The organism is Maribacter antarcticus DSM 21422 (assembly GCF_000621125.1).
Taxonomy (GTDB): Bacteria; Bacteroidota; Bacteroidia; order Flavobacteriales; family Flavobacteriaceae; genus Maribacter; species Maribacter antarcticus.
Genome location: NZ_JHZC01000004.1, coordinates 618,689 through 640,644, shown reverse-complemented (window position 1 = coordinate 640,644; position 21,956 = coordinate 618,689). Strand labels below are relative to the sequence as shown.

Sequence of the window (21,956 nt, the reverse complement as noted above, 5' to 3'; positions counted from 1 at the left end):
TACAAAAAGAAGACGAAGTTGAACGAATTTTGTTACAATTAATTTTTTTCTACTTCATATAAAGGTAAATTTAACATCCCTAAATGAGAATTTGACGTACATAGTAAAAAGATTGAAATTACATGAACAAACTAATCACCTTGTTTTTGGAATAGTTATTGATATTAAATTTCTTAAATTGTCTATGAAAAAAGTAGTTATGAAAACGTATTTTTTATTGTTCCTTGGCTTAGCCATAGTTTTTAATTCCTGTAAAAAAAATGATGACGATTCAGTTATAGAAGAAGAAACGCAAGAGCAAGAACCCGTTGAGGAGGCAAAACTTAGAATTGATTATCCAGCCCAAGATTTTATGTGGGGAGCTATGAATGCTTTTTACTTCTGGCAGAGTGATGTAACAGACTTAGCAGATACGCGCTTCGACACCGAGGATAGTTATGTTGAGTTTCTAGCGTCAGAAGAAGATCCCGCAGCCTTCTTCTACGGTATTTGCAACAACCATGAACGTATCGTGGGTGAAAATACTGCTGTAGATAGGTTTTCTGTGGCAGTAGAGAACTATAAAGACCTTGTGAATAGTCTTCAAGGAGTTTCTAGAAGTAATGGCCTTGAATTTCAATTGTACCTTTTCGAAGGCAGCAATGATGTTTACGGTGTGGTAACCTATATAGCTCTAAATTCCGACGCGTCCGAAAAGGAAATTAAAAGAGGAGATGTTTTTATTGGCGTAGACGGACAAACTCTAAATAGAACTAATTTTAGAGAATTATTATTTGGCGACAGCAATACGTACACTTTAAGTATGGCTGAAATTTCTAATGGGAGTATTTCGGACAATGGTATTGAGGTATCCCTAACCAAAGTTGAGGACTTTCCTGAAAACCCTATTTTAGTTTCTAAAGTTATAGAGCAAAGTGGTGTAAAGGTGGGTTACTTGATGTACAACGGCTTCCTGGCCACTTTCGATGAAGAATTGAATAGTGTTTTTGGTTCTTTCAGCTCGGAAGGGATTAACGAATTAGTTCTTGACTTTAGATACAATGGGGGCGGAAGAGTAAGTAGTGCAGTTCAAATAGCTAGTGCTGTCTACGGCACAAATACCGAAGAAATTTTTCTAAAAGCCAGATATAACGATAAGATACAGTCAACCTTTGACCCTGGAGATGGTGAAACAAATTTTTCTAGTTCAACCCTTGATGGTTCCCCATTAAATTCCTTGAATTTAACTCGCGTTTATGTACTCACCACGGACAGGACGGCTTCAGCAAGTGAATTAGTTATTAATGGATTAGCACCATATGTAGAAGTAGTTCAGATAGGTGAAAATACGACTGGTAAGAATGAGTTTTCCATCACTTTTGTGGATGATGCAGAGAACAGTTTTTTCTATGAGGAAGAAAGAGAAGGGAACATTAACCCAAACAATCAATGGGGAATTCAGCCACTACTGGGTAGAAATGAAAATGCAGACGGGTTTTCGGACTACACGGGAGGGTTATTACCAACATACGAATTGTTAGAGGACATAAGTAATTTAGGTGTGTTGGGCGAACCCACAGAACCGCTACTAGCCTTAGCCCTTAGTAAAATAGCAGGAGAAAGTGCTAAAACTAATCTACAGCCAGCCATAGTCGCTCATTCCTTTATGACTTCCTATGAATTCAAGCCGACAAATAACCTATCCGTTATGGATGGTTTGATAAAGATGGATATCAAAAAAATGGGTGAAAAGAATTTTAAATAGCTTTTTTCATCCCTTGTTTCAACATATACTATGTTGAACTATTATTCGATTTGACGAGAATAGATACATGTGAAGTTTAATAACACATAAGTTCTGCTCAGAAAACATGACTGATTAGAGTTGTTTGGCACTCTATTTTCGAATTAAGTACTACCTGTTAAGCAAAATAGTTTAATACACGTTAGGGTATATCATATCTTAATTGTTATTATCATTAGGAATTAGGTACATAAAATTTACCATATATGAAAAGATTAAATGTTATCGTAGGACTCGTATTCTTAATGGTTATTTCCTGCTCCAAGGATAGTGACTTGAATATCCCTGGGACCGTGAATCCAAGCCCTGACGCAGGAGTAGAGGTTCAGGATTTTATGTGGAAAGCAATGAATTTCTGGTACTTTTGGCAAGCAGAGGTAGAGGATTTGGCAGACGACCGTTTTACCAATACAAATGCAGGACGCTTGGAATACACTGCGTTTTTAGATTCCGAAGACAATCCCGCTGCCTTCTTTGAAAATAAGTTACAATTTATTCAAGATCGCTTTAGTTTTTACAACGAAGATTATACCGTACTTACACAATCGCTTTCCGGAATTTCTAGAAGCAATGGTTTGGAATTTGGCTTGGTCAGGTTTCAGGATAGCCAGAATATTTTTGGATTTGTACGCTATATTATTCCCGGTTCAAATGCAACTACGGTGGATATCCAAAGAGGAGAACTATTTACTGGAGTTGACGGACAAGTGCTAAACATTGACAACTATAGAGCATTGCTTTTTGGCCAAAACAACATGTATACCCTAAATATGGCAGAATTTGTTGATGGTGAGGTAGCTGCTAACGGAAAAGAAGTATCACTTACCAAAGAAGAGGCCTTATCCGAAAACCCCGTTTTTATTTCAAAATCATTTGAAATAAATGGGGAGAATATTGGGTACCTTATGTACAACCAGTTTACAAACGAGTACGATGACGAGCTCTATGCTGCCATTGAAGCACTAAAATCGGCAGGTATTACAAATCTTGTTATGGACCTCAGGTACAACCCTGGAGGGTCTGTAAATACCACACGCTTATTGGCTAGTATAATTTACGGCACCAATACGGAAGATCTATTTCTAAGAAAACGATACAATGAGAAGTTACAGACTGAGTTTAGTAAGGACAGGTTGGAAGTTTACTTTACTGATAAAGTGGGAAACCAAACTATAAACTCGCTAGGGTTAAGCAAATTGTATGTACTTACCTCTGCCAGCTCTGCTTCCGCCAGTGAGTTATTAATTAATTCTCTAGAACCTTATATGGATGTGATACAAATTGGGGATGTAACCCGAGGAAAAAACGAATTTTCCACTACACTAGTAGACGACCGTGAAAACTCATATTTATATACGCCTTCAAGAATAAATAAGATAAACCCAGAGGTACAATGGGCCATACAACCCTTATTAGGACGTAACGAAAACGCAGAAGGTTTTTCAGACTTTACGGATGGTCTAGTTCCTGACGTTCAATTGAAGGAAGATTTAGAAAATTTAGGAACTTTAGGCGACCTAAATGAACCCCTATTAGCAAGGGCCATACAAGAAATAACCGCTGGTACGGGCAAACGAGACTTTACGGTTAAAACACCTGCAAATATTATAAGTAGCTCAAAAATGTTCGGTCCTTTAAGCGACCGAATGATAGATGATACGCATTATTGATACCTGAATGAATTATATAAAAAAAGGAGCATGTAAACCATGCTCCTTTTTTTATTACCGAAATTAAAGCCTAATTAAAACTCAAACCCACCATTAAAGTAAATCGCACCTGGAATAATAGAAACTTCTAAGGAAACGTCCAAGGTGTTGGAGCCAAGGTCATAAATTTCCAAAGAACCGTTACTTGCAAAATCCTTTGCATCTACCCCGTATAATTTTCCGTTGTTTACGGTCATATCATAAAAACTAACGCCATTAACAACACCAGTTGCAGGTAATTCGGTGTCGGATACATTCATGTTAAACACGTTTCCGCTCATCAAATAATATAAATTAGCACCATCTACCGAAAGGTTTCCTGGGTGTTCTGTTTGTGTAAAGGCAAAGGTGGTTTCAATACTATTTGTTACAGTATCGATTTTATCCAACTGCCCAGCAGTTTCATTGCCTGTCCAAGAAGGATTACCCCCGGAGAGCACCCATAAAGCACCATCTATTAACTGCATGGAGTTTGGTCTATCCGCCACTGTAATCGAGCTGTCCAAGGTATTGGTATTGGCGTTTATAACAGTAACGATATTATTCTGACCAAACCCTCCTTGATGGGCAACGTAAATATAGTCCTCCGTGGCTACAATAGCTTCTGGGCCTTCAGGAACCGAATAGGTATCCTCCACTGTAAAACTTTCTAAATTGATAAGCGCCACAAAATCATCGGTAGCATCGGTACCATCTCCCCAGTTGGTCACATACCCCTTTCCTTTTGTAAAAGCAATATTACGCGGATTCAAAAGTCCAGTATCAATAGTACCTACCAACTCAAATGTAAATCGATTGACTACTTCAATTTTCTGTGAATTGTTAACGACGATATAGGCAAGGTCACCGTTGAACCCCATACTTTGACCAACATCACCTAAAGCAGCATCATTTACGCCACTAAATATATTGTTTGTGGTGGTAGACAAATCTTCAGTTATATAAGAAACCGAAGCATTTCCGCCAAAGAAATTACCCTCGTGCAGCACTAAAATTCCATTTTCATAGGCAAAGGAATCATTATCAGTAATTGTTAAGGTTGCTGAACTATTGCTAGAAATAAATTCCGTTTCACCATTAACAGACGTAAGGGTAACAATTAACTCTTCATCTGTTTCTACCTCGGCATCGTCAATAATAAATAGGTTTTGGTTAACGGAATTAGCTCCGGCTTCTAAGACCAAAGTACCTTGGAGTGCAGTATAATCTGTATCAGCGGTTGCTGTCCCGCTTAGCTCATAAATCAATTCTACATCGGTATCAAAGGTATTCATAGTGTTAAATAACAAGGAAACCGTACCTACGTCCTCCCCTACAGATTCTTGAACCAAGGAAACACCCACACCTGGCAAAGCAGCTGGCGTGTCATCATCGGTACATCCGGTAAAAAGGACTCCGGCCACTGCCGCAATCATCACTAATTTATTTATTCTCATATCTAAAAATTTAAAACTACTTGGGTTTGAATATTTCTGTTAGGCATCGGTCGTAAGGCGATATTTTCGTAATACGTATTAAAAAGATTGTTCACCGTTAAGCCAAAACGGTATTGCAAACTGCTCTGGGTTTTTAAGGTGTAGGTAAGTCCGGTATTCGCCACCTGATACCCTTCCAATTCCCCTCCGATAATTGAAACAGATCCGTTGTACAGCTGTTGATAAAACAGACCTAGATCGCCAAAGCTATAGGCAAGGGATGCATTGGCCCTATGAAATGGAACATAGATAAGCTGCTCTTGACTTGCCTTATCTTCGGAGACTGTGTACGCGTAATTGGTTCTAAACTCGATTTCTTGTTCTTTTCCGATGGGTGTTTTAAAGGCCAGCTCTGCCTCCGCACCATAAATTTGAACAGCATCTACATTGGTTGGTGCCCAAAATCCGCTAGTGTTGGGCAACCAACGAATCATATCTTTTGTTTCGATATAATAGGTATTTAGATTGAAGGATAGTTTACCAACTTGAACTTGATGCCCCAAATCCAACTGATAGGAGTTTTCCGGTTCTAAGTCCAAATTACCACCGGGCTGCCAATACAAATCATTGAACGTGGGCATGCGAAAATTACGGGAAGCATTCAATTGCAACTGATACCATGTACTAAAATCATAACTTCCGGCCCAAGCAAAAACCAAGGGTGCAGAAAAATCCGAAGAAACATCTTGTCGTGCGCTAAGGTTGTATCGTGCCTTCGTATTTATGGTATGTTTCAAAACGGCGGTTAGCGCTAAATCGTTTCGTTGTGGTGTGCCAAAACTGCTGCCATTGGCACTAAAGTTGTTATATTCCAAAAAAGAATTAAGCCGAAAAGCATCCGACAATTTTACATCCGTAGTGTAACGGGCAAGAAATGTAGTGACTCGTCCGTCCGAAAACGTATCGGAATCCTTATTTTCGTAGTACTTGAACGCTTCGTGTAAATGGGCCACTTTTAACCTATTAATCGTATTTCTTCCAAAATTGGACCACTCCAATTGGGTTCGGTTCTGGAGGTCTTCATACCTACTGCGACCCGGAGCTACCAGATTACCAGATAGGTTTCGGTCGCCAATAAAACGCTGGTGGTATAAACGAATTACGTTTTTATCGTTGAGGATATAACCTGCATTCGCATTTATATTAATATGCTCAAAGGCGCCATTGACATTCCGTTCATCGGTTTCCAAATAGCGGTAGTCGTTATCGGAACTATTATAATTTACACCAATACTGCTAGACCATCTGCCGGTGCCAAAGCTGTTGTTGTAGTTGATGCTGCGCGTATCAAAACTTCCATACCCTATAAACACTTGGTGGTCTAGATGCTTTTCAAAGCTTAAATCGTTGTTCAAATGCACCGACCCGCCAATGGCCCCGGTACCAAACTGCACGCTACCACCACCGCTTCGAATAGCTACAGAACTATAATTAAAAGGATTTACCGTATTAAAATCTACCTGCCCGTTCAATTGGGAATTGATATTGATGCCGTTCCAAACTACGGCGGTATGTGAAGCATTGGTTCCGCGAAACGCTGGGGACGCTACCATGCCCAAACCATTTTCCTTAAAGTAGATATTGGAATTAAAACTGAGCAAAGCGGTAAGAAAAAGCCCATTGCGTTTAATTATACTGTCTTGAAGCACGGTAAGCTTATGCCCGTCCGCATATCGTTTTAGACGCATATCGGACACAACAACCTCGTCCAATTTTTGCATAGGCAAATCTTGGGCGGCTGCTTGCCACACTACGGACAATAGTAACAATATGGTGTACCTGCGTTTTTTCATACCCGTAAACCTTTATCCCGAAGGTTTATCGTTTTTTATTATGAATCTGGCAGGTCTCCTGGCTTGTATTTTGTTCCCTAACCTTCCCATCCCTTTCGGGACAGTGGCATGAAGAAAGGACAACCCATTCTGAGAATGGGATACCAATAAATATCAGTATATACTTACAGTTGCGGGAACAGCTCCGGAATTATCCTATTACGAGTTCTGATTTTAAATTGAAGTAAAAATGTATACTTCTAAAGTCGTATCTCGTGATTTGATTTACCGGATTCCCTTTTAATCACATAAAACCATCTTATGCGAACCTAAATCCAATACAAAAGTAACCTAATTCACTACGCTATCTTCCTTTTTCTTACTCATTTTAAAGGCTAAATAGTTAAACCCTACTACAAACTGCAACAAAATAACGTTATCGATACTAAACATAAGAGCCGTAGAATCGCTTCGCATATTATTTATTTTAAACAAAATTACCGTATGCACAATCCATGAAAAATGACTTTTGTTACTTTGCAATTGAACTTGAGGATTTTCCTTGCCCTAATACGACCCAATTGAAACGTTTTACCCTTGTTATTTGCTTCAGTTATCTGCTCGTCTCCGTTTCGTGTAAAAGTGATAAAAAGCCTCTAGTTAGAAATACAGGGGAACAGCAGACCACCATTGTATCACATGCACTAGGCTTTGCAATTGATAATGACGGAGATTTCCCCATAGTTACCGTTACCAACCCTTGGCCCAATGCAAACCAAAGTTTTACCTATGCTTTTGTTCCCAAGAAAGATTTGGAAGCAAACCCTCCTCCTAAAGGAAACTATGATGCCATAATAGGCACTCCGGTAGAAAACCTCGTAGTTACTTCCACAACCCATATTCCAGCTTTGGAAGCCTTAGGTGGGTTGGATAGGTTGACAGGGTTTCCAGATACCCAGTACATTTCTTCCATGCCCGCTAGGCAATTGATTTCAGAGGGTAAAATTAAGGAGTTGGGGAATAATGAAATCTTAAATACCGAAATGGTTCTCGAAATGCAGCCTGATGCTATCGTCGGTTTTGCGATGGACAGTAACAATGCCGCGTATGAGCTACTACAAAAATCAGGCATACCCGTTTTATTTAATGGAGATTGGACGGAGAAAACCCCTTTAGGAAAAGCAGAATGGATAAAGTTTTTTGGTGTGCTTTTAAACAAGCAAAAACGAGCCGAACAGCTATTCAATGAAATTGAAGCCGATTACAAAAAGATAAAAAAATTAGCGGTGCAAGCAAGTAAAAAACCAACGGTACTTAGTGGCGCTTTATACAAAGATATTTGGTACCTACCCGCCGGAGAAAGTTGGGCTGCTCAATTTATAACAGATGCCAATGCACACTACCTTTGGTCCGACACCAAAGGAACAGGAAGCCTCTCCCTTAGTTTGGAATCGGTCTTGGAAAAAGGCCAAGCAGCCCAATTTTGGATTTCTCCCTCCCAGTTTAAAGGGTATGAAGAAATGTCGACATCAAATACACACTACAAAGAATTTATAGCGTTTAAAAATCAAAATATATACACCTTTTCCGCCACAACCGGACCTACAGGAGGGCTGCTTTTTTACGAATTAGGGCCTCAAAGACCTGATATGATTCTTAAGGATTTAGTGCGCATTTTCCATCCGGAATTGTTGCCAGAATACACCCCCTTCTTTTTTAAACCCCTAAAATGAACAACCGCAGCACGTCATATAGCATTTGGTTCATAGCACTTTTTGTTGCGCTGCTGTTGGCGATACTATTGAATATAAGTTCAGGAAGTGTAGCTATCCCGTTCCAAGCTACCTTAAAGGCTTTGTTTGGAGGAGAAATTGGCACCCCTTCTTGGAAGTACATTATTTTGGAGTATCGCTTGCCTAAAGCTATTACGGCTATGTTAGTAGGCGGTGGCTTAGCGGTAAGTGGACTTTTGATGCAAACCTTGTTCCGAAATCCATTGGCTGGTCCGTTTGTCTTGGGGATAAGTTCAGGTGCAAGTCTTGGCGCGGCACTGCTACTTATGGGCGGTTCGGTATTATCAGGTTTCGCAGCGTTTGAGTTGATAAACGACGTCTCCTTGGCTATTGCCTCAAGCTTAGGAAGCTTTTTGGTGTTGGCGGTTGTGATGTTAGTCGCCAACCGAATAAAGGACACCATGGCGCTACTGATTATCGGACTTATGTTCGGCAGTATCACCGCAGCAATCGTGAGCGTATTGGCCTATTTTTCCGATGCGGAACAATTACAACGCTTTATATTTTGGTCTTATGGATCAGTGGGTAGTTTATCATGGTCACAAGTGCTCTTATTAACGAGCATCGTTTTTATCGGACTTCTGATTAGTACCTTATCACTAAAAAACTTGAATGCCTTTTTATTGGGTGAGAATTACGCCAAAAGTTTGGGGGTAGCCTTAAAAAAATCTCGATTAATGATTATTATAGCAACTGGACTCTTGGCAGGTGGCATCACCGCTTTTGCCGGCCCCATTGCTTTTGTAGGGCTTGCTGTTCCCCATTTAACCCGGCAATTATTTAAAACTATGGAGCACCGTATTTTATTACCTGCTGTTTTTCTTTATGGTGCCATTTTAATGCTACTCTGCGATACCATCGCGCAATTACCCAACTCGGCAAGCGTACTTCCCATTAATGCAATTACCTCCATCGTAGGTGCGCCGGTAGTGATTTGGCTCTTAATCAGAAAACGAAAAATGATTTTTTGATATGAAAAAAACCCCACCTACCATCGCTGTAAAGGAACTAGCCATTGGATATAAATCTGCAGTAATAGCAGCGCATATTAATTTTGATTTAAACGCTGGAGGACTTTGTGCTATTGTTGGTGTAAACGGTATAGGGAAATCTACGTTATTGCGCACACTGGGGAAAGTGCAGCCAAAACTATCGGGAACGATTAAAATTAACGGTAAAGAGCTATCATCTTACAAAACGCTAGCATTAGCTTCCCAAATTAGTGTCGTACTTACTGAACCTATCGCTTCAAAGAACCTAACAGTGCTAGAGTTGATTGCCTTAGGGCGCTTACCGTATACAAATTGGTTGGGAACCCTTACGCAACAAGACAAAAGACAGATTGAAAACTGTTTACAGCAACTGGATTTAAAAGACCTACAACATAAAAAATGTCATGAGTTGAGTGACGGTCAGTTACAACGTGTACTTATAGCTCGTGCTATGGCTCAGGACACCCCTTTAATTCTATTGGATGAACCTACCACGCATCTAGACCTCTATCACAAAGTACAGATTTTAAAGCTCCTAAAGCAACTGGCTAAAACCTATCAAAAAACAGTGCTATTTACCACACACGAAATAGATTTAGCCATTCAGCTGTGTGATAAGATATTAATTTTGGATGGCATTGAAAATCCCTTCGGACAGCCTTGCGAACTTATCGAAAGCGGTTCTTTTGAACAGCTTTTCCCTGCAGATATGATTATATTTGACGCTTTAACAGGTTCTTTTAAGGTGAAGAAATAACTTAGTTCGTTGCCGTTACCTCAATCCTTATTGCCATAGCTTCGAATTATGTTCCGTTTATTTCATAACAGTAGCTCCTACCCTAGGATATGGAAAGGTATTGTAGTTTAAATTTGAAACTCATAGTATAATGGAGCGTTCCCCCTCTTTAAAGAGGGGATTAAGGGGTGTATGAAACTCATACCATTGTTGAAACCACGCCAATAGCCAGACCAATACCTCCCACAGTCCCTCCTTATGAAGAGGGAAATATAAAACACACTACCCATTACATAACTTAGACCCCACAAAATGCAAAACCCCTATCTTTATCCTATCAATATATTTCATGAATACTGAATTTATTTATTTAATCATCGCATTACTTTCCATTGGTTTAGGCGTACTGTTAGGGACATACCTGCAAAAGCTAAAGACCAGTTCCATTAAGGCTATTTGGAAGGAGCGCGAGCAGCAATGGAATACAGCAACACAAGACTTCAAAAACCGACTAGCAACAACCGGTGCGGAACTCAAACAAGCACAGTTAGAAAAAGAATTATTAGGTCAAAAAATTGTGCGCTTGGAAGGCATCAACGATAATTTAAACCGCTTAAATACCGAACAAAAACAGGAAACTACCCAGCTACAAGAAAAATTCACAAAAGAGTTTGAAAACCTCGCCAATAAAATACTAGACCAAAACAGCGCTAAGTTTACGGAACAAAATCAAAGGAATATCAAGCAGATATTGAGTCCCCTACAGGAAAAAATACAATTATTCGAGAAAAGAGTAGAGGATGGCCAAAAGGAAAACATCAGCATACATTCCGCTTTAAAGGAACAGCTATTACATCTTCAAAATCAGAATATTAAAATTACACAAGAAGCTAAAAACCTAACCAAGGCGTTGAAGGGCGATAGCAAAATGCAGGGAAATTGGGGCGAACTGGTATTGGAACGGGTTCTTGAAAAATCGGGCTTAGAGAAAGACCGAGAATATTCCGTTCAACAAAGCTTTCAACGGGAAGACGGTTCTCGCGTGTTACCCGATGTCATCATCAACCTACCAGACGGTAAAAAAATGGTAGTAGATTCCAAAGTTTCACTCACAGATTATGAGCGTTATGTAAATAGCGAGGAGGAATTCAAACCAAAACATCTAAAGGATCATATTAATTCGCTTCGAAGGCATGTAGAACAGTTATCTGCAAAAAAATATGAAGATTTGTATGCTATGGAAAGTCCGGACTTTGTGCTACTCTTTATACCCATAGAACCTGCTTTTGCCGTGGCCATCAATCAAGATAATTCCTTGTACAACAAAGCTTTTGAGCAGAATATTGTTATTGTGACCCCTGCTACCCTACTCGCTACCCTACGTACCATCGATAGTATGTGGAATAATGAAAAACAACAACGCAACGCCATTGAAATTGCAAGACAAGCCGGTGCCCTGTACGATAAATTTGAAGGCTTTGTAACCGACCTTGACAAGGTGGGAAAAAAATTAGATGAAGCAAAATCAGAATATAGCGGTGCTATGAATAAACTAACCCATGGGCAAGGAAATATTGTTACTCGCATAGAAAAACTAAAACAAATGGGGGCCAAGGCTAAAAAATCGATACCTCAAAAACTACTGAAGAAAGCAAAAGAAGATTAATTTTGAAACTTCTCAATTAAAAATAAAACATGAAAAAAATACTATTCCTATTCATAGCCAGTGTATTGGCGTTAATGGCACTTTACTACGCATTTATCTATTTTGTACCGTATAGCGAGGGCGTACGCTCTGGTGAACTTATTAAGGTAAGCCACAAAGGGGTTCTTATAAAAACTTGGGAGGGAGAAATTAGCCAGGGAATATCTGGAGCACAAATTTTTTCTTTCTCCGTTTTGGATAAAGACGCTAAGGTCATTGAAAAACTACAAGAATACCAAGGGCAGTATGTAAAAGTGAGTTACACGGAGCGCTACGCTACCTTCATTTGGCTTGGGGATACGAAGTACTTTGTAACCGATGTTAAACAGGAGCGGTCCCCACATTTTAGAAACTAATGGTAAAATATAAAAACGCAAACGATTCTAAAGTCTCCATAACGGAACTTATGCGACCCACACACTCCAACTTTGGAGGAAAAGTACATGGTGGATACATTCTAAACTTAATGGATCAAATTGCATTTGCCTGTTCTAGCAAGCACTCACAAAGCTACTGTGTTACCGCATCTGTAAATCGTGTAGATTTTCTTAATCCGGTAGATGTGGGCGATTTACTTACGCTAAAAGCTTCCATTAACTACACTGGAAGAACATCCATGGTCGTTGGAGTACGCGTAGAAGCGGAAAATATAATTACCGGGGAAAAAAGGCATTGTAACTCCTCCTATTTTACTATGGTGGCAAAAGATGAAAAAGGAAAAAACCTAAAAATACCTGGACTCATTATTAAAGACAACGAAGGAATGCGCCGCTTTGCCCGAAGCAAAGAACGCAAGCTATCTGCGTTTCATCGAGATTCTAAATACGACGCTAAAAACTTTAAGATTAAGGAATATTCCGACTTCCTCAAGGATGAAAACATACAGCTAGACCTAAAGTAATGCCGCTGCAGATGCATCCAAAAACCAAGTGAGCTTTCCTGTCTCCGGTTGCACCAAAGAAGCAGGGTATTTTTTATAGTCGCTTTCTTGTTGGTGTATTTCTTTAACCTTTTCTGCCTTGGTATCGCCGGTTACCAAAAAGATGACCTCTTTTGCCCTGTTTATGACCTTGCCGTTAATCGATACCCGTTTTTGACCAGAATCTGGATGGGTGGCGACCACACAGTGGTCTTCCGAATTCCATAATTCCATCTCATGCGGAAAGATAGAAGCGGTATGTCCGTCATCACCCATACCTAGAAGCACTAAATCGAATTGAGGAATATTAGCTACCCTATCCAAATTAATTTCTAACAGATTTGCATAGCGCATCGCTTCGCCCGTAGGCTGGTTTTCACCAAGCACGCGGTGTATATTTTCTTTCTGCACCTTTATTTTTGAGAATAAATGGTCTTGGGTCATTTTAAAATTGCTCTGCTCGTCCGTTGGCAAAACACAACGCTCGTCTCCCCAATAAAAATGGATTTGAGACCAATCAATTGTATCGCCATACTGGTCGGCCAGCACATCAAAAATAAGTTTAGGGGTACTACCGCCAGACAGCGCTACATGAAATGTCCCATAATCGTTTACCAGATTGGCAAAATAGGAAGCAAAGCGTTGAGCAACTTCTTGTTTATCTTTATATATCTTAGTTTTCATAGTTTTTTAATTGTAATGTACATTCTAACGCGTTAAGTAAGCACACAAAAACCAGGATCGTCGGTCAAGTTAGGTCCAGGATTTCTCCAAAAACCAATTCCATCGATTAACTCATCCGCATTTTCGGGGCCCCAAACTCCAGATGCATACCCGTACATGCATACATCCTTTCCGTTTTTCCAATAGTCCAAAATAGGATTTACAAACTCCCAAGCCGCCTCTACTTCGTCTGCACGGGCATATAACGTGGCATCACCTTGCATAGCATCCAATAATAAGCGCTCATAGGCTTGCATTACATGGGTCTCTGTCAAGCTAGAATAGTAGAAATCAAGATTTGCCCGCTCTACCTTAAAGCCCTGCCCAGGTACTTTTACCCCAAACTTCACCAAAATCCCCTCATCGGGCTGAATACGAATAATCAACTTATTGTCCTTATTGTGCATTCCGGTGTCTTGAAATATCTGATGGTGCGGCGATTTAAAGTGAATCACAACCTCGGTAACTTTGGTTGGCATCCTTTTCGCCGTTCTCACGTAAAAAGGAACATCTTTCCAGCGCCAATTATCTACAAAGAATTTAATGGCGGCATAGGTTTCGGTTAGGGAATCTTTTGCTACTCCGTCCTCTTCCCGATACCCTTTCATGGTTTCTCCATTAATTTCTGCTCCCACGTATTGAGCTCGTATGGTATGGTCATGCAAGGTTTTATAATCTTTCATAATCCGAAGCGATTTTAAAGCCTTTACCTTTTCATTACGTATTTCCTCTGGTTGGTCACCAATGGGTGGTTCCATCACAATCAAGGAAACAATCTGTAACAAATGGTTCTGGAACATATCGCGCAAAGCACCAGAGCTATCGTAGTAGCCTCCTCTTTTTTCGACCCCTACGCTTTCTGCATTCGTAATTTCTACATGATGAATGTAGTTCCTATTCCACAACGGTTCAAAAATACTGTTGGCAAAACGGGTTACCAGAAGGTTCTGTACGGTTTCCTTACCTAAATAATGATCTATTCGATATATCTGATGCTCCTTAAAATGGGTTTGCAAGCCCTTATTCAGCGCTTTTGCAGTTTCCAAGTCGTAGCCAAAAGGTTTTTCCACAATCATTCGTTTCCAACCGTTGTTCTGAGTGCTTAACCCTGCTTCGGCTAAATTTTTTGCGATGGTCTCGTACAAAGTAGGCGGCGTAGAAAGATAATACATGATATTTCCTTCTGTGCCATTAGAATCGTTAAGATCTCCAACACGTTTGCGCAAGGGAGCGTAATCCAAATCGTATGCACCTCCTAAATCTTCATAGAAGAATTTACTGGCAAAAGCATCTATATATTCTGGCTTCAGATCTTTAAGCCTATCCTTTAAATAGGTGCTTTCCAGCACCACCTTACTCCGAAATTCAGCATCAGTCATGTTGCTTCTGCTCGCGCCTAGCACTATAAAATGCTCCGGTAATTGTTTGGCCACGTAAAGATTAAAAAGGGCAGGCACTAGTTTTCTTGCCGTTAAATCTCCAGATGCTCCAAAAATAACAAGCATTTGATTTTCTGTTTTATTCATAAGGTATTTAAAGATTAATATATAAAAGTATTGAAAAGAAAAGGCTTTCACAACGAGTTTAGGGCAAGTTACGGATGCAAATGGATATTTTCGTTTATTTTTGATTGATAAGAATCTAAACTAATGGAACTTTTCTGTAAAATACAGAAATTTCCATTGTCATGGAACAAACTAGATATGGAGAATAAATACGATTTTGGATTAGTAGGATTAGGAGTTATGGGACGTAACTTTATTCTAAATGTAGCCGATAATGGATTCACCGCTTTTGGGAACGACATTGATACTGAAAAGGTAAACGCACTGATAACAGAAGGAGGAGATACGGCTAAGGTTAATGCTTCAACAGATATAAAAGATTTTACCACAGCCCTTTCAACACCTAGAAAAATTATGCTTTTAGTCCCTTCTGGTAAGGTTGTGGATATCGTTATCGAAAACCTGCTGCCCCATTTGGAGGATGGTGATATCATTATAGATGGTGGTAATTCCTTTTATACTGATACCGATAGGCGCGATGCTTACTTAAAAGACAAGGGGATTAATTTCTTTGGAGCTGGAGTTTCAGGGGGAGCCAAAGGAGCTAGGCGTGGCCCCAGTATTATGCCTGGTGGCAATAAAGAAGCGTATCAACATGTAAAACCAATTTTTGAGGCTGTTTCAGCCAAATACAACGGAGATCCCTGTGTAGCGTATTTGGGGCCTAAATCGGCCGGCAACTATGTGAAAATGGTACATAATGGCATTGAATACGGATTAATGCAGCTGACATCCGAAATCTATGACGTACTCAAAAAAGGAGGTGATTTTTCCAATGACGAGCTACATACTGCCTATGCCAAATGGAACCAAGGACGTCTACAATCCTTTTTGGTAGAGATAACTTCTGAAATATTTGAACAGGAAGACGACCTGACGGATGGCAGATTAGTAGATCAAATTCTGGATAAGGCCAAACAAAAGGGTACTGGAAAATGGACGAGTCAGAATGCGATGGATTTGGGTATTCCCATACCCTCTATCGATATTGCGGTAAGTATGCGAGAGATTTCTGCGCTAAAAAAGGAACGTATTACTGCTGACGAACTCTATAATCGACCCAAGGTAACTCATATGGACAAGGAGCAGCTAGAAAAACTAACGGAGCAAGCCCTTTACTTTTCCTTTATTATTACCTATGCGCAAGGACTACATCAATTAGCGGATGCCTCCAAGGAATACGGTTACGAGCTAGACATCGCCGTCATTGCTAAAATCTGGCGTGCAGGATGTATCATACGAGCAGGACTCTTGGCGGATATTACAGAAGCCTTTAAAGCGGATAAAGACTTGCCCAACCTCCTACTCTCGCCAACTTTTGTAGAAAAAGTACAGCGCACGGTGCAGGCTGCAAGAATAGTCGTCGCCTATGGAGCAACGAATGGTATTCCCTTGCCTGGACTGTCCAATTCACTTACGTATTTTGATGCGTATACTTCGGCTAGATTACCGTTGAATCTTATACAAGCACAACGAGATTACTTTGGTTCTCATACCTATGAGCGATTGGATCGTGAAGGTATTTTTCATACAGAATGGGAGAAGTCATAAAATATAAATGGCCGTTCCAGTGCCTATATCCCGCTAAGAATTAAAACGCAATGAAGACAATTACCTTACCAGATGAATTAAGTTTGAATTCCTCTCTTTCCATTGGGGTTTATAATTATGAGCGTACGCAGGAAATCTCCAAACAACAAATCCTACGCAACAAAATGCAATTAGTTTTCTTCAAGAGGGAGCTAAAGAGGTTTTATTTGGCAATTCTTCAAACTCTTTTCTTTGTGCACTGACCAATAGAATAGCGGCTCAATGTATGTATGCCTTAACAATCATTTTATACCCGTTTTACATTTAAAGCCAATTCGTAATGCCGTCCGGTAAAATTCCTATGGAATTTGGACTTCTAAGTCCTGCGTAGATAAATTTTAGCTACACGTGGGGCACTTTGGAACTATACCCAATAGTTTTCTCTACACAATTTAAACACAAGCAGAACGCTAGCTTTTACACCGTCTTTATCAAAAAAATAATCACAACATGTATACATCATAACTCCCCTACTACGTGCTTGAAAATTCCTGTTTTTATGCGGCTTCATCTCAAGGCTGTAAAATCCTAATAAAGATTCCACAACGCAATCATAGTCCTAATATACCTCGTAATTAACGGAATATCGAAGCCTCCAAACTATAAATTTTGAAAGACATCACTTTTATAAAGGAAAAGCGTAACCAAATTTGTACAAATCAATTTAAAAAAAGGAGAGGCATTCTTAAAAATAAATGATGTGATTTATAATCAATATTATATTGGCTGTTGCTGCTCACGAATTTATTTCATGGGCAGTTCTACGAAAGAGTACCCTTACCCTTTGCAATCAAAGATTGGTGGATAAGTGATTACACTGCCTTTTTTACCACGGTTGCTCCATTTAAACAGCACCGCTATAAACAGTTATATAGTCAGAAGTGTACGTTTTAAGCTATATTTAATTCAGCTAAAATATCAGAAAAACTAGGGCAATATTTAACCTCAGAAATGGTACAATCATTAATTAATTTTTGCCATGTATAACGGTGGTACTTCGTGACTTCAGTTTCGTCAACTAGACCTAAAACATCTTCTAACAAACATCCAAACGCCCTCACTTCAACACGCTCAATAGTACCGGCAAATGCTGAATTGACATCATACACAGAAGCCGCACCAACGTCACTCAAAAGACATTCTGCCCTGTTATTTACTAATAGTATGCATATAAAGATTCCCAATACAGGATTTGGCTACGAATACAAATAGCCACAGGAAACAAGTAATAGGTGCTACCATTTTTATATGCGGCATGACTAAAATCTGGACTAATAATTTTTAAATAGCCATTGCATTCCACCTGATAACATATTAAATTGCAAAGAAGAAGATAGCTTGCACTTTTTTACTACAAACAAATTACGAAACAACTAAAACTATTACATGGCATCGTACACGATTACCGAAATCAATACCATTCTAAAAGGAGAATTAATAGGGTCCACCAACCAAAAAATCGAAGGAGCTGGTGAAATTCAAAAAGCGAATGATACGCAGATCACCTTTATTGGGAGCCCTAAATACGCAAAGTATTGGGAAGCTTCAAAAGCATGTGCTGCATTGGTAAGCGCTACCCCTACTGTCGCCCTTGGCGAAAATCGTGCGTTTATCAAAGTCAAAAATGTTGATTTAGCGATGGCCAAAATATTGGAGCTTTTTAGTCCGCCACCACCAGTATTTGAAACAGATATCCATCCTACTGCCGTCATACACGAAAGTGCAACAATTGGAGAAGGCTGTAAAATCGGTCCAAATTGTTATGTAGGTAACCATGTTGAATTAGGAAATGGCGTTAGATTGTACCCCAATGTTTGTGTGTTCGATGAAACCCGTATCGGTGACAATACTATTGTTTGGTCAGGGACCGTAATACGCGAGCGCTGTATCATTGGTAGCCACTGTATTTTTCATACCAATGTAAGTATTGGTGCAGATGGCTTCGGATACAGACCAAGTGAGGATGGTCGTGGACTGACTAAGATTCCTCAGATCGGGAATGTGATTATTGGTCATTATGTTGAAATCGGTGCCAACTCTTGTGTAGACAGGGCTAAATTTGGTTCCACCATTGTTGGTGATGGTTGCAAAATCGATAACCTGGTACAAGTTGCCCACAACAGTGTGATGGGCCGTTCTTGTATTATGGCAGGGCATAGCGGTCTCGCAGGATCTGTTACTTTGGGGGACGGTGTTATTATTGGTGGCAGTGCCTCTATAAAAGACCATACCACCATACATTCTGGTGCAGTGGTTGGTGCCGGCTCTGGGGTTATTGGTGATATAGCAGCAGGAAAAAGTGTTTTAGGCTACCCTGCCCAAGATGCGAAAGATATGCTACGGCAATGGGTCGCTATGCGGCGATTGGTAAAAACAAAATAGATATACTGCTAAACGTTACCCTGTATCTATACCCCTTACGGATAGCTGTAACGTGTCGTTCTTTTGTTTTTTTATTCTAATAGCATCGTACGTAGTACTTATTTTCAATAAAGCGAGTGAAAAAGTACTGTTTACCCTTTGTTGTGTTTAATTAATATTCTAAAAAAATACTTTTATCTTAACGCTTTCACACATCATTTTTTGCTGTATTTAATCGAAAGAAGAAAATATAAACGCAAATAATTATGATACAATTTACAAAAACCAAAAAAGTGAAGGCAAGTACAGATAAGGTCTGGGGCATATTCGCACATGGATTTAACGATGGGCACAAATGGATGGCTTCAGTGCCGCATTCCTATGCTCAGGCTAATGGTGCGGCATTTGATGGTGCCCATTCAGATGGACGGGTATGTGAACTAAGTCCTAACCAAAAAGGTATGAAAGCTTCGGAAAAGTTCTTGGCGTATGATGAAAATAATAAAACTGCTACCGTTCAGATTGATTTTGTCAATACTCCTTTCTTTTTCCCTGTTAAATTCAACACGCTGGATTTTTCGTTACGTGAAATCGGTGATGATCAATCTGAAATGACTTGGAAATTCCGTTCAAATATCAAACCTCTTGGACTGCTCTTATGGCCCCTTCTTAGAATAGGGTTTGGGAAGTTTGTAGGAGATATTATGGAGGAGTTACAATTTTATGCAGAGAATGGCACCCCGCACCCTAGAAAGATAAAAGCAATGGAAAAGAACTAAACACAACATCATCTATATGTCATACGTCACTTGGTAGCTATTTTGAAACAGCAAAGCAGTCCATAAACGCCGCCAAAGCTTTGGCTATTTAGTTAAACGAAATTATATACTTTTAAATCGCCCTACGAAAACGTAGATTGGGCCTTAGCTACCCTATGAAAAATATCTTTTTCATTATAATAAGTTCCATATGTTCACTTTCATCTTGCGTTCAGCAGCGTGCTGGAATTGAACCTCCATTGAGTATCGGCACACCACCACAAAATGCCTACACTGGTCTTGTCTTACTTGAAGATGGAGAAATAAGGCACTATGGCAAAAACATGTACATTTCAAGCAAAGATAACGGACAGCGTTGGGATACCGTAACTGTGGCAAACGGAAACCTTTACGGAAAAAGAAGCCCCAAAACAGGAGAGTATATTCGGCTTTTTTTTAAAGGAATTGACAGCGTGTATTCGGCGCGTTCCAGTGGTGGAATTGATGGTAAATGGGAACAAAATTTAATCGATACCAACGGGGCTATTATGTTAAAGCCTGTTGTATTTATTAAAAACGGTGATCGAGCAGTAGTTGGGTTTCATACAAAATACAGGAATGGTTGCGGAACATATTATTCAGATGATCATGGCTTCAGTTGGAAAAAATCAAATCAGGTTAATGTACCACAACATCAAGCAAAAGGATTTCACAAAGGACAAAGATGGAATCATGGCGCAGTAGAACCTTCCATAATTGAATTGAAGGATGGTCGGTTATGGATGCTAATACGTACTGCCCAAGATACTCATTATGAGTCCTATTCATCAGATGGCGGTGAATCATGGTCAAAGGCTACTCCTTCAAGGTTCTATGGAACCATCACAATGCCAACGCTGCAAAGGCTCAGAAATGGAAGCATTTTGTTAATTTGGTCTAATACCACTCCCTTACCAGAACTTGAACACGAAAGTGACTATTGGGAAGATGTCTTTACCAATAGAGATGCACTACATGCAGCCGTTTCTGATGATGATGGTAAAACATGGAAAGGTTTCCGGGAAGTGTATTTAAATCCTTTGCGAAACGATAGTTTAATGGCTACGCGATATGGGAAACGTGGAAGTAATGATAGAAGTGTCCAACAAAGTGAAATTATTGATATTGGGAATAATAAGGTTATCGTATCCCTTGGGCAACATCCAAATTTTAGGACACTAATTAAATTGGATATCAATTGGTTGTATGAGACCGAATACCATGACGATTTTTCTAATGGTCTTACTAAATGGTCTTATCACAAGTACATTAAAGGGATAAAAGGGCACTGCACCTATAACAGAAAACCAGGTGCTTTTTTAATCCCTCATCCTGATCAACCTTTCGGTAATACCATGCTTTTAAAAGCGGAAAGGGATACCACACTAGTAGCCCAAAATAGTGGTGCTTTATTTAATTTTCCAGCTAAGCAACGCGGAGCGGTTCAGGTAAAAATAAAATTAAATAAAGACTTTAAAGGGATGCAAATTAGCTTGAACGATAGATGGTTTAACCCAATAGATACCGTTGCAAATCAGTATGCCATGTTCAATATAGAAATTCCCCAAGATTTTCTACCCATAGGTACTTGGTATGACGTAAAACTGGAATGGGCAAATGTTAATAATTCTAACACTGGCTATTGTACGATATTCATCAATAATAAAAAATTAGATACTAAAATACCCCTTAAAAACAAGACGATTAACGGAATTAGTTATATCCATTTTGCCTTACCTCTAAAAAATGAAAGAAGCAACAGTATCCTTATTGAATCAATAAAAACAAACTAAATAAAGCGGTTAATACGGTATAAAAATAATAGCCAAGACCGCAGAGAATGTAAGGACTGTACCGCGCTTCAATGTTAATGGTATGCTACAATCTCAAAAGACTTGTGTCCATTCTTGACATAAAAGTATTGAAAGACAGGCTAAAAAGGGGTGTCCCTGTTAGAGGAAATATTGACCCTTAAGCCAGACTTCCTTTTATTCTAGATGCCACATCCCCATTCAGATAAAACGGAGAAAAGTACT

At 39.5% G+C, this 21,956-nt stretch carries 18 protein-coding genes and 1 riboswitch; of the genes, 12 read left to right on the top strand and 6 right to left on the bottom strand.

Going from position 1 to position 21,956, the window contains the following annotated elements; translation table 11 throughout:
* Nucleotides 1–199 precede the first annotated feature (199 nt).
* The gene (locus tag Q360_RS0102730; RefSeq protein ID WP_027075722.1) at nucleotides 200–1,744 is read left to right on the top strand and encodes a S41 family peptidase; all 1,545 of its coding nucleotides are present in this window, start codon (nucleotides 200–202) and stop codon (nucleotides 1,742–1,744) included.
* Between the two features lie 245 nt (nucleotides 1,745–1,989).
* Entirely contained in the window at nucleotides 1,990–3,453 is a 1,464-nt protein-coding gene (locus Q360_RS0102725) for a S41 family peptidase (protein ID WP_027075721.1), read from the top strand.
* Between the two features lie 74 nt (nucleotides 3,454–3,527).
* Here the strand turns inward: Q360_RS0102725 and Q360_RS22085 are convergent, their stop codons facing one another.
* The 3 genes from Q360_RS22085 to Q360_RS26920 form a co-directional block, all read right to left on the bottom strand.
* A complete protein-coding gene (locus Q360_RS22085; RefSeq protein ID WP_051554536.1) occupies nucleotides 3,528–4,928 on the bottom strand; it encodes a Calx-beta domain-containing protein in 1,401 nt (466 codons plus the stop codon).
* Nucleotides 4,929–4,930: 2 nt separating this feature from the next.
* A complete protein-coding gene (locus Q360_RS0102715) occupies nucleotides 4,931–6,760 on the bottom strand; it encodes a TonB-dependent receptor plug domain-containing protein (protein WP_027075720.1) in 1,830 nt (609 codons plus the stop codon).
* Between the two features lie 31 nt (nucleotides 6,761–6,791).
* A riboswitch (cobalamin riboswitch) is annotated at nucleotides 6,792–7,087 on the bottom strand.
* A gap of 3 nt (nucleotides 7,088–7,090) precedes the next feature.
* On the bottom strand, nucleotides 7,091–7,216 hold the full coding sequence (locus Q360_RS26920) for a hypothetical protein (protein ID WP_262493194.1): 126 nt from the start codon (nucleotides 7,214–7,216) through the stop codon (nucleotides 7,091–7,093).
* A gap of 38 nt (nucleotides 7,217–7,254) precedes the next feature.
* On the opposite strand from Q360_RS26920, the gene Q360_RS0102705 reads away from it, so the two are divergent.
* From Q360_RS0102705 to Q360_RS0102680, 6 genes are all read left to right on the top strand, one after another.
* On the top strand, nucleotides 7,255–8,472 hold the full coding sequence (locus tag Q360_RS0102705) for an ABC transporter substrate-binding protein (RefSeq protein WP_084273341.1): 1,218 nt from the start codon (nucleotides 7,255–7,257) through the stop codon (nucleotides 8,470–8,472).
* Nucleotides 8,469–9,503 carry a FecCD family ABC transporter permease gene (locus Q360_RS0102700; protein WP_027075718.1) on the top strand — a complete coding sequence of 345 codons (1,035 nt, stop codon included), beginning with the start codon at nucleotides 8,469–8,471 and terminating at the stop codon, nucleotides 9,501–9,503. Before Q360_RS0102705 ends, Q360_RS0102700 begins: the two co-directional genes overlap by 4 nt.
* Nucleotide 9,504: 1 nt before the next feature.
* Entirely contained in the window at nucleotides 9,505–10,281 is a 777-nt protein-coding gene (locus tag Q360_RS0102695) for an ABC transporter ATP-binding protein (RefSeq protein WP_036194781.1), read from the top strand.
* 328 nt (nucleotides 10,282–10,609) lie between these two features.
* A complete protein-coding gene (gene rmuC, locus Q360_RS0102690) occupies nucleotides 10,610–11,926 on the top strand; it encodes a DNA recombination protein RmuC (RefSeq protein WP_027075716.1) in 1,317 nt (438 codons plus the stop codon).
* A gap of 29 nt (nucleotides 11,927–11,955) precedes the next feature.
* Nucleotides 11,956–12,321: a hypothetical protein gene (locus Q360_RS0102685; protein WP_027075715.1), complete on the top strand. Its 366-nt coding sequence runs from the start codon at nucleotides 11,956–11,958 to the stop codon at nucleotides 12,319–12,321.
* Nucleotides 12,321–12,866 carry an acyl-CoA thioesterase gene (locus tag Q360_RS0102680; RefSeq protein WP_027075714.1) on the top strand — a complete coding sequence of 182 codons (546 nt, stop codon included), beginning with the start codon at nucleotides 12,321–12,323 and terminating at the stop codon, nucleotides 12,864–12,866. The genes Q360_RS0102685 and Q360_RS0102680 overlap by 1 nt, the downstream gene beginning before the upstream one ends.
* Here the strand turns inward: Q360_RS0102680 and pgl are convergent.
* Both pgl and zwf read right to left on the bottom strand, forming a co-directional pair.
* Nucleotides 12,858–13,568 (bottom strand): 6-phosphogluconolactonase, encoded by a 711-nt coding sequence (gene pgl, locus Q360_RS0102675; RefSeq protein WP_027075713.1) that lies wholly within the window; start codon nucleotides 13,566–13,568, stop codon nucleotides 12,858–12,860. The genes Q360_RS0102680 and pgl overlap by 9 nt on opposite strands.
* 32 nt (nucleotides 13,569–13,600) lie before the next feature.
* Nucleotides 13,601–15,133 carry a glucose-6-phosphate dehydrogenase gene (gene zwf / locus Q360_RS0102670; RefSeq protein WP_027075712.1) on the bottom strand — a complete coding sequence of 511 codons (1,533 nt, stop codon included), beginning with the start codon at nucleotides 15,131–15,133 and terminating at the stop codon, nucleotides 13,601–13,603.
* A gap of 177 nt (nucleotides 15,134–15,310) precedes the next feature.
* Here zwf and gndA point away from each other — a divergent pair, with 177 nt between their 5' ends.
* Entirely contained in the window at nucleotides 15,311–16,723 is a 1,413-nt protein-coding gene (gene gndA, locus Q360_RS0102665) for an NADP-dependent phosphogluconate dehydrogenase (protein WP_027075711.1), read from the top strand.
* 929 nt (nucleotides 16,724–17,652) lie between these two features.
* On the opposite strand, the gene Q360_RS0102660 is transcribed toward gndA, so the two are convergent.
* Nucleotides 17,653–17,895 carry a hypothetical protein gene (locus Q360_RS0102660; protein WP_027075710.1) on the bottom strand — a complete coding sequence of 81 codons (243 nt, stop codon included), beginning with the start codon at nucleotides 17,893–17,895 and terminating at the stop codon, nucleotides 17,653–17,655.
* 253 nt (nucleotides 17,896–18,148) lie between these two features.
* Here Q360_RS0102660 and lpxD point away from each other — a divergent pair, with 253 nt between their 5' ends.
* The 3 genes from lpxD (at nucleotide 18,149) to Q360_RS22080 (ending at nucleotide 21,713) form a co-directional block, all read left to right on the top strand.
* A complete protein-coding gene (gene lpxD, locus Q360_RS0102655; protein ID WP_027075709.1) occupies nucleotides 18,149–19,144 on the top strand; it encodes a UDP-3-O-(3-hydroxymyristoyl)glucosamine N-acyltransferase in 996 nt (331 codons plus the stop codon).
* 245 nt (nucleotides 19,145–19,389) lie between these two features.
* A complete protein-coding gene (locus Q360_RS0102650) occupies nucleotides 19,390–19,902 on the top strand; it encodes an SRPBCC family protein (protein ID WP_027075708.1) in 513 nt (170 codons plus the stop codon).
* A 155-nt stretch (nucleotides 19,903–20,057) separates the two neighbouring features.
* Nucleotides 20,058–21,713 carry a sialidase family protein gene (locus Q360_RS22080; protein ID WP_051554535.1) on the top strand — a complete coding sequence of 552 codons (1,656 nt, stop codon included), beginning with the start codon at nucleotides 20,058–20,060 and terminating at the stop codon, nucleotides 21,711–21,713.
* Nucleotides 21,714–21,956: the final 243 nt, after the last annotated feature.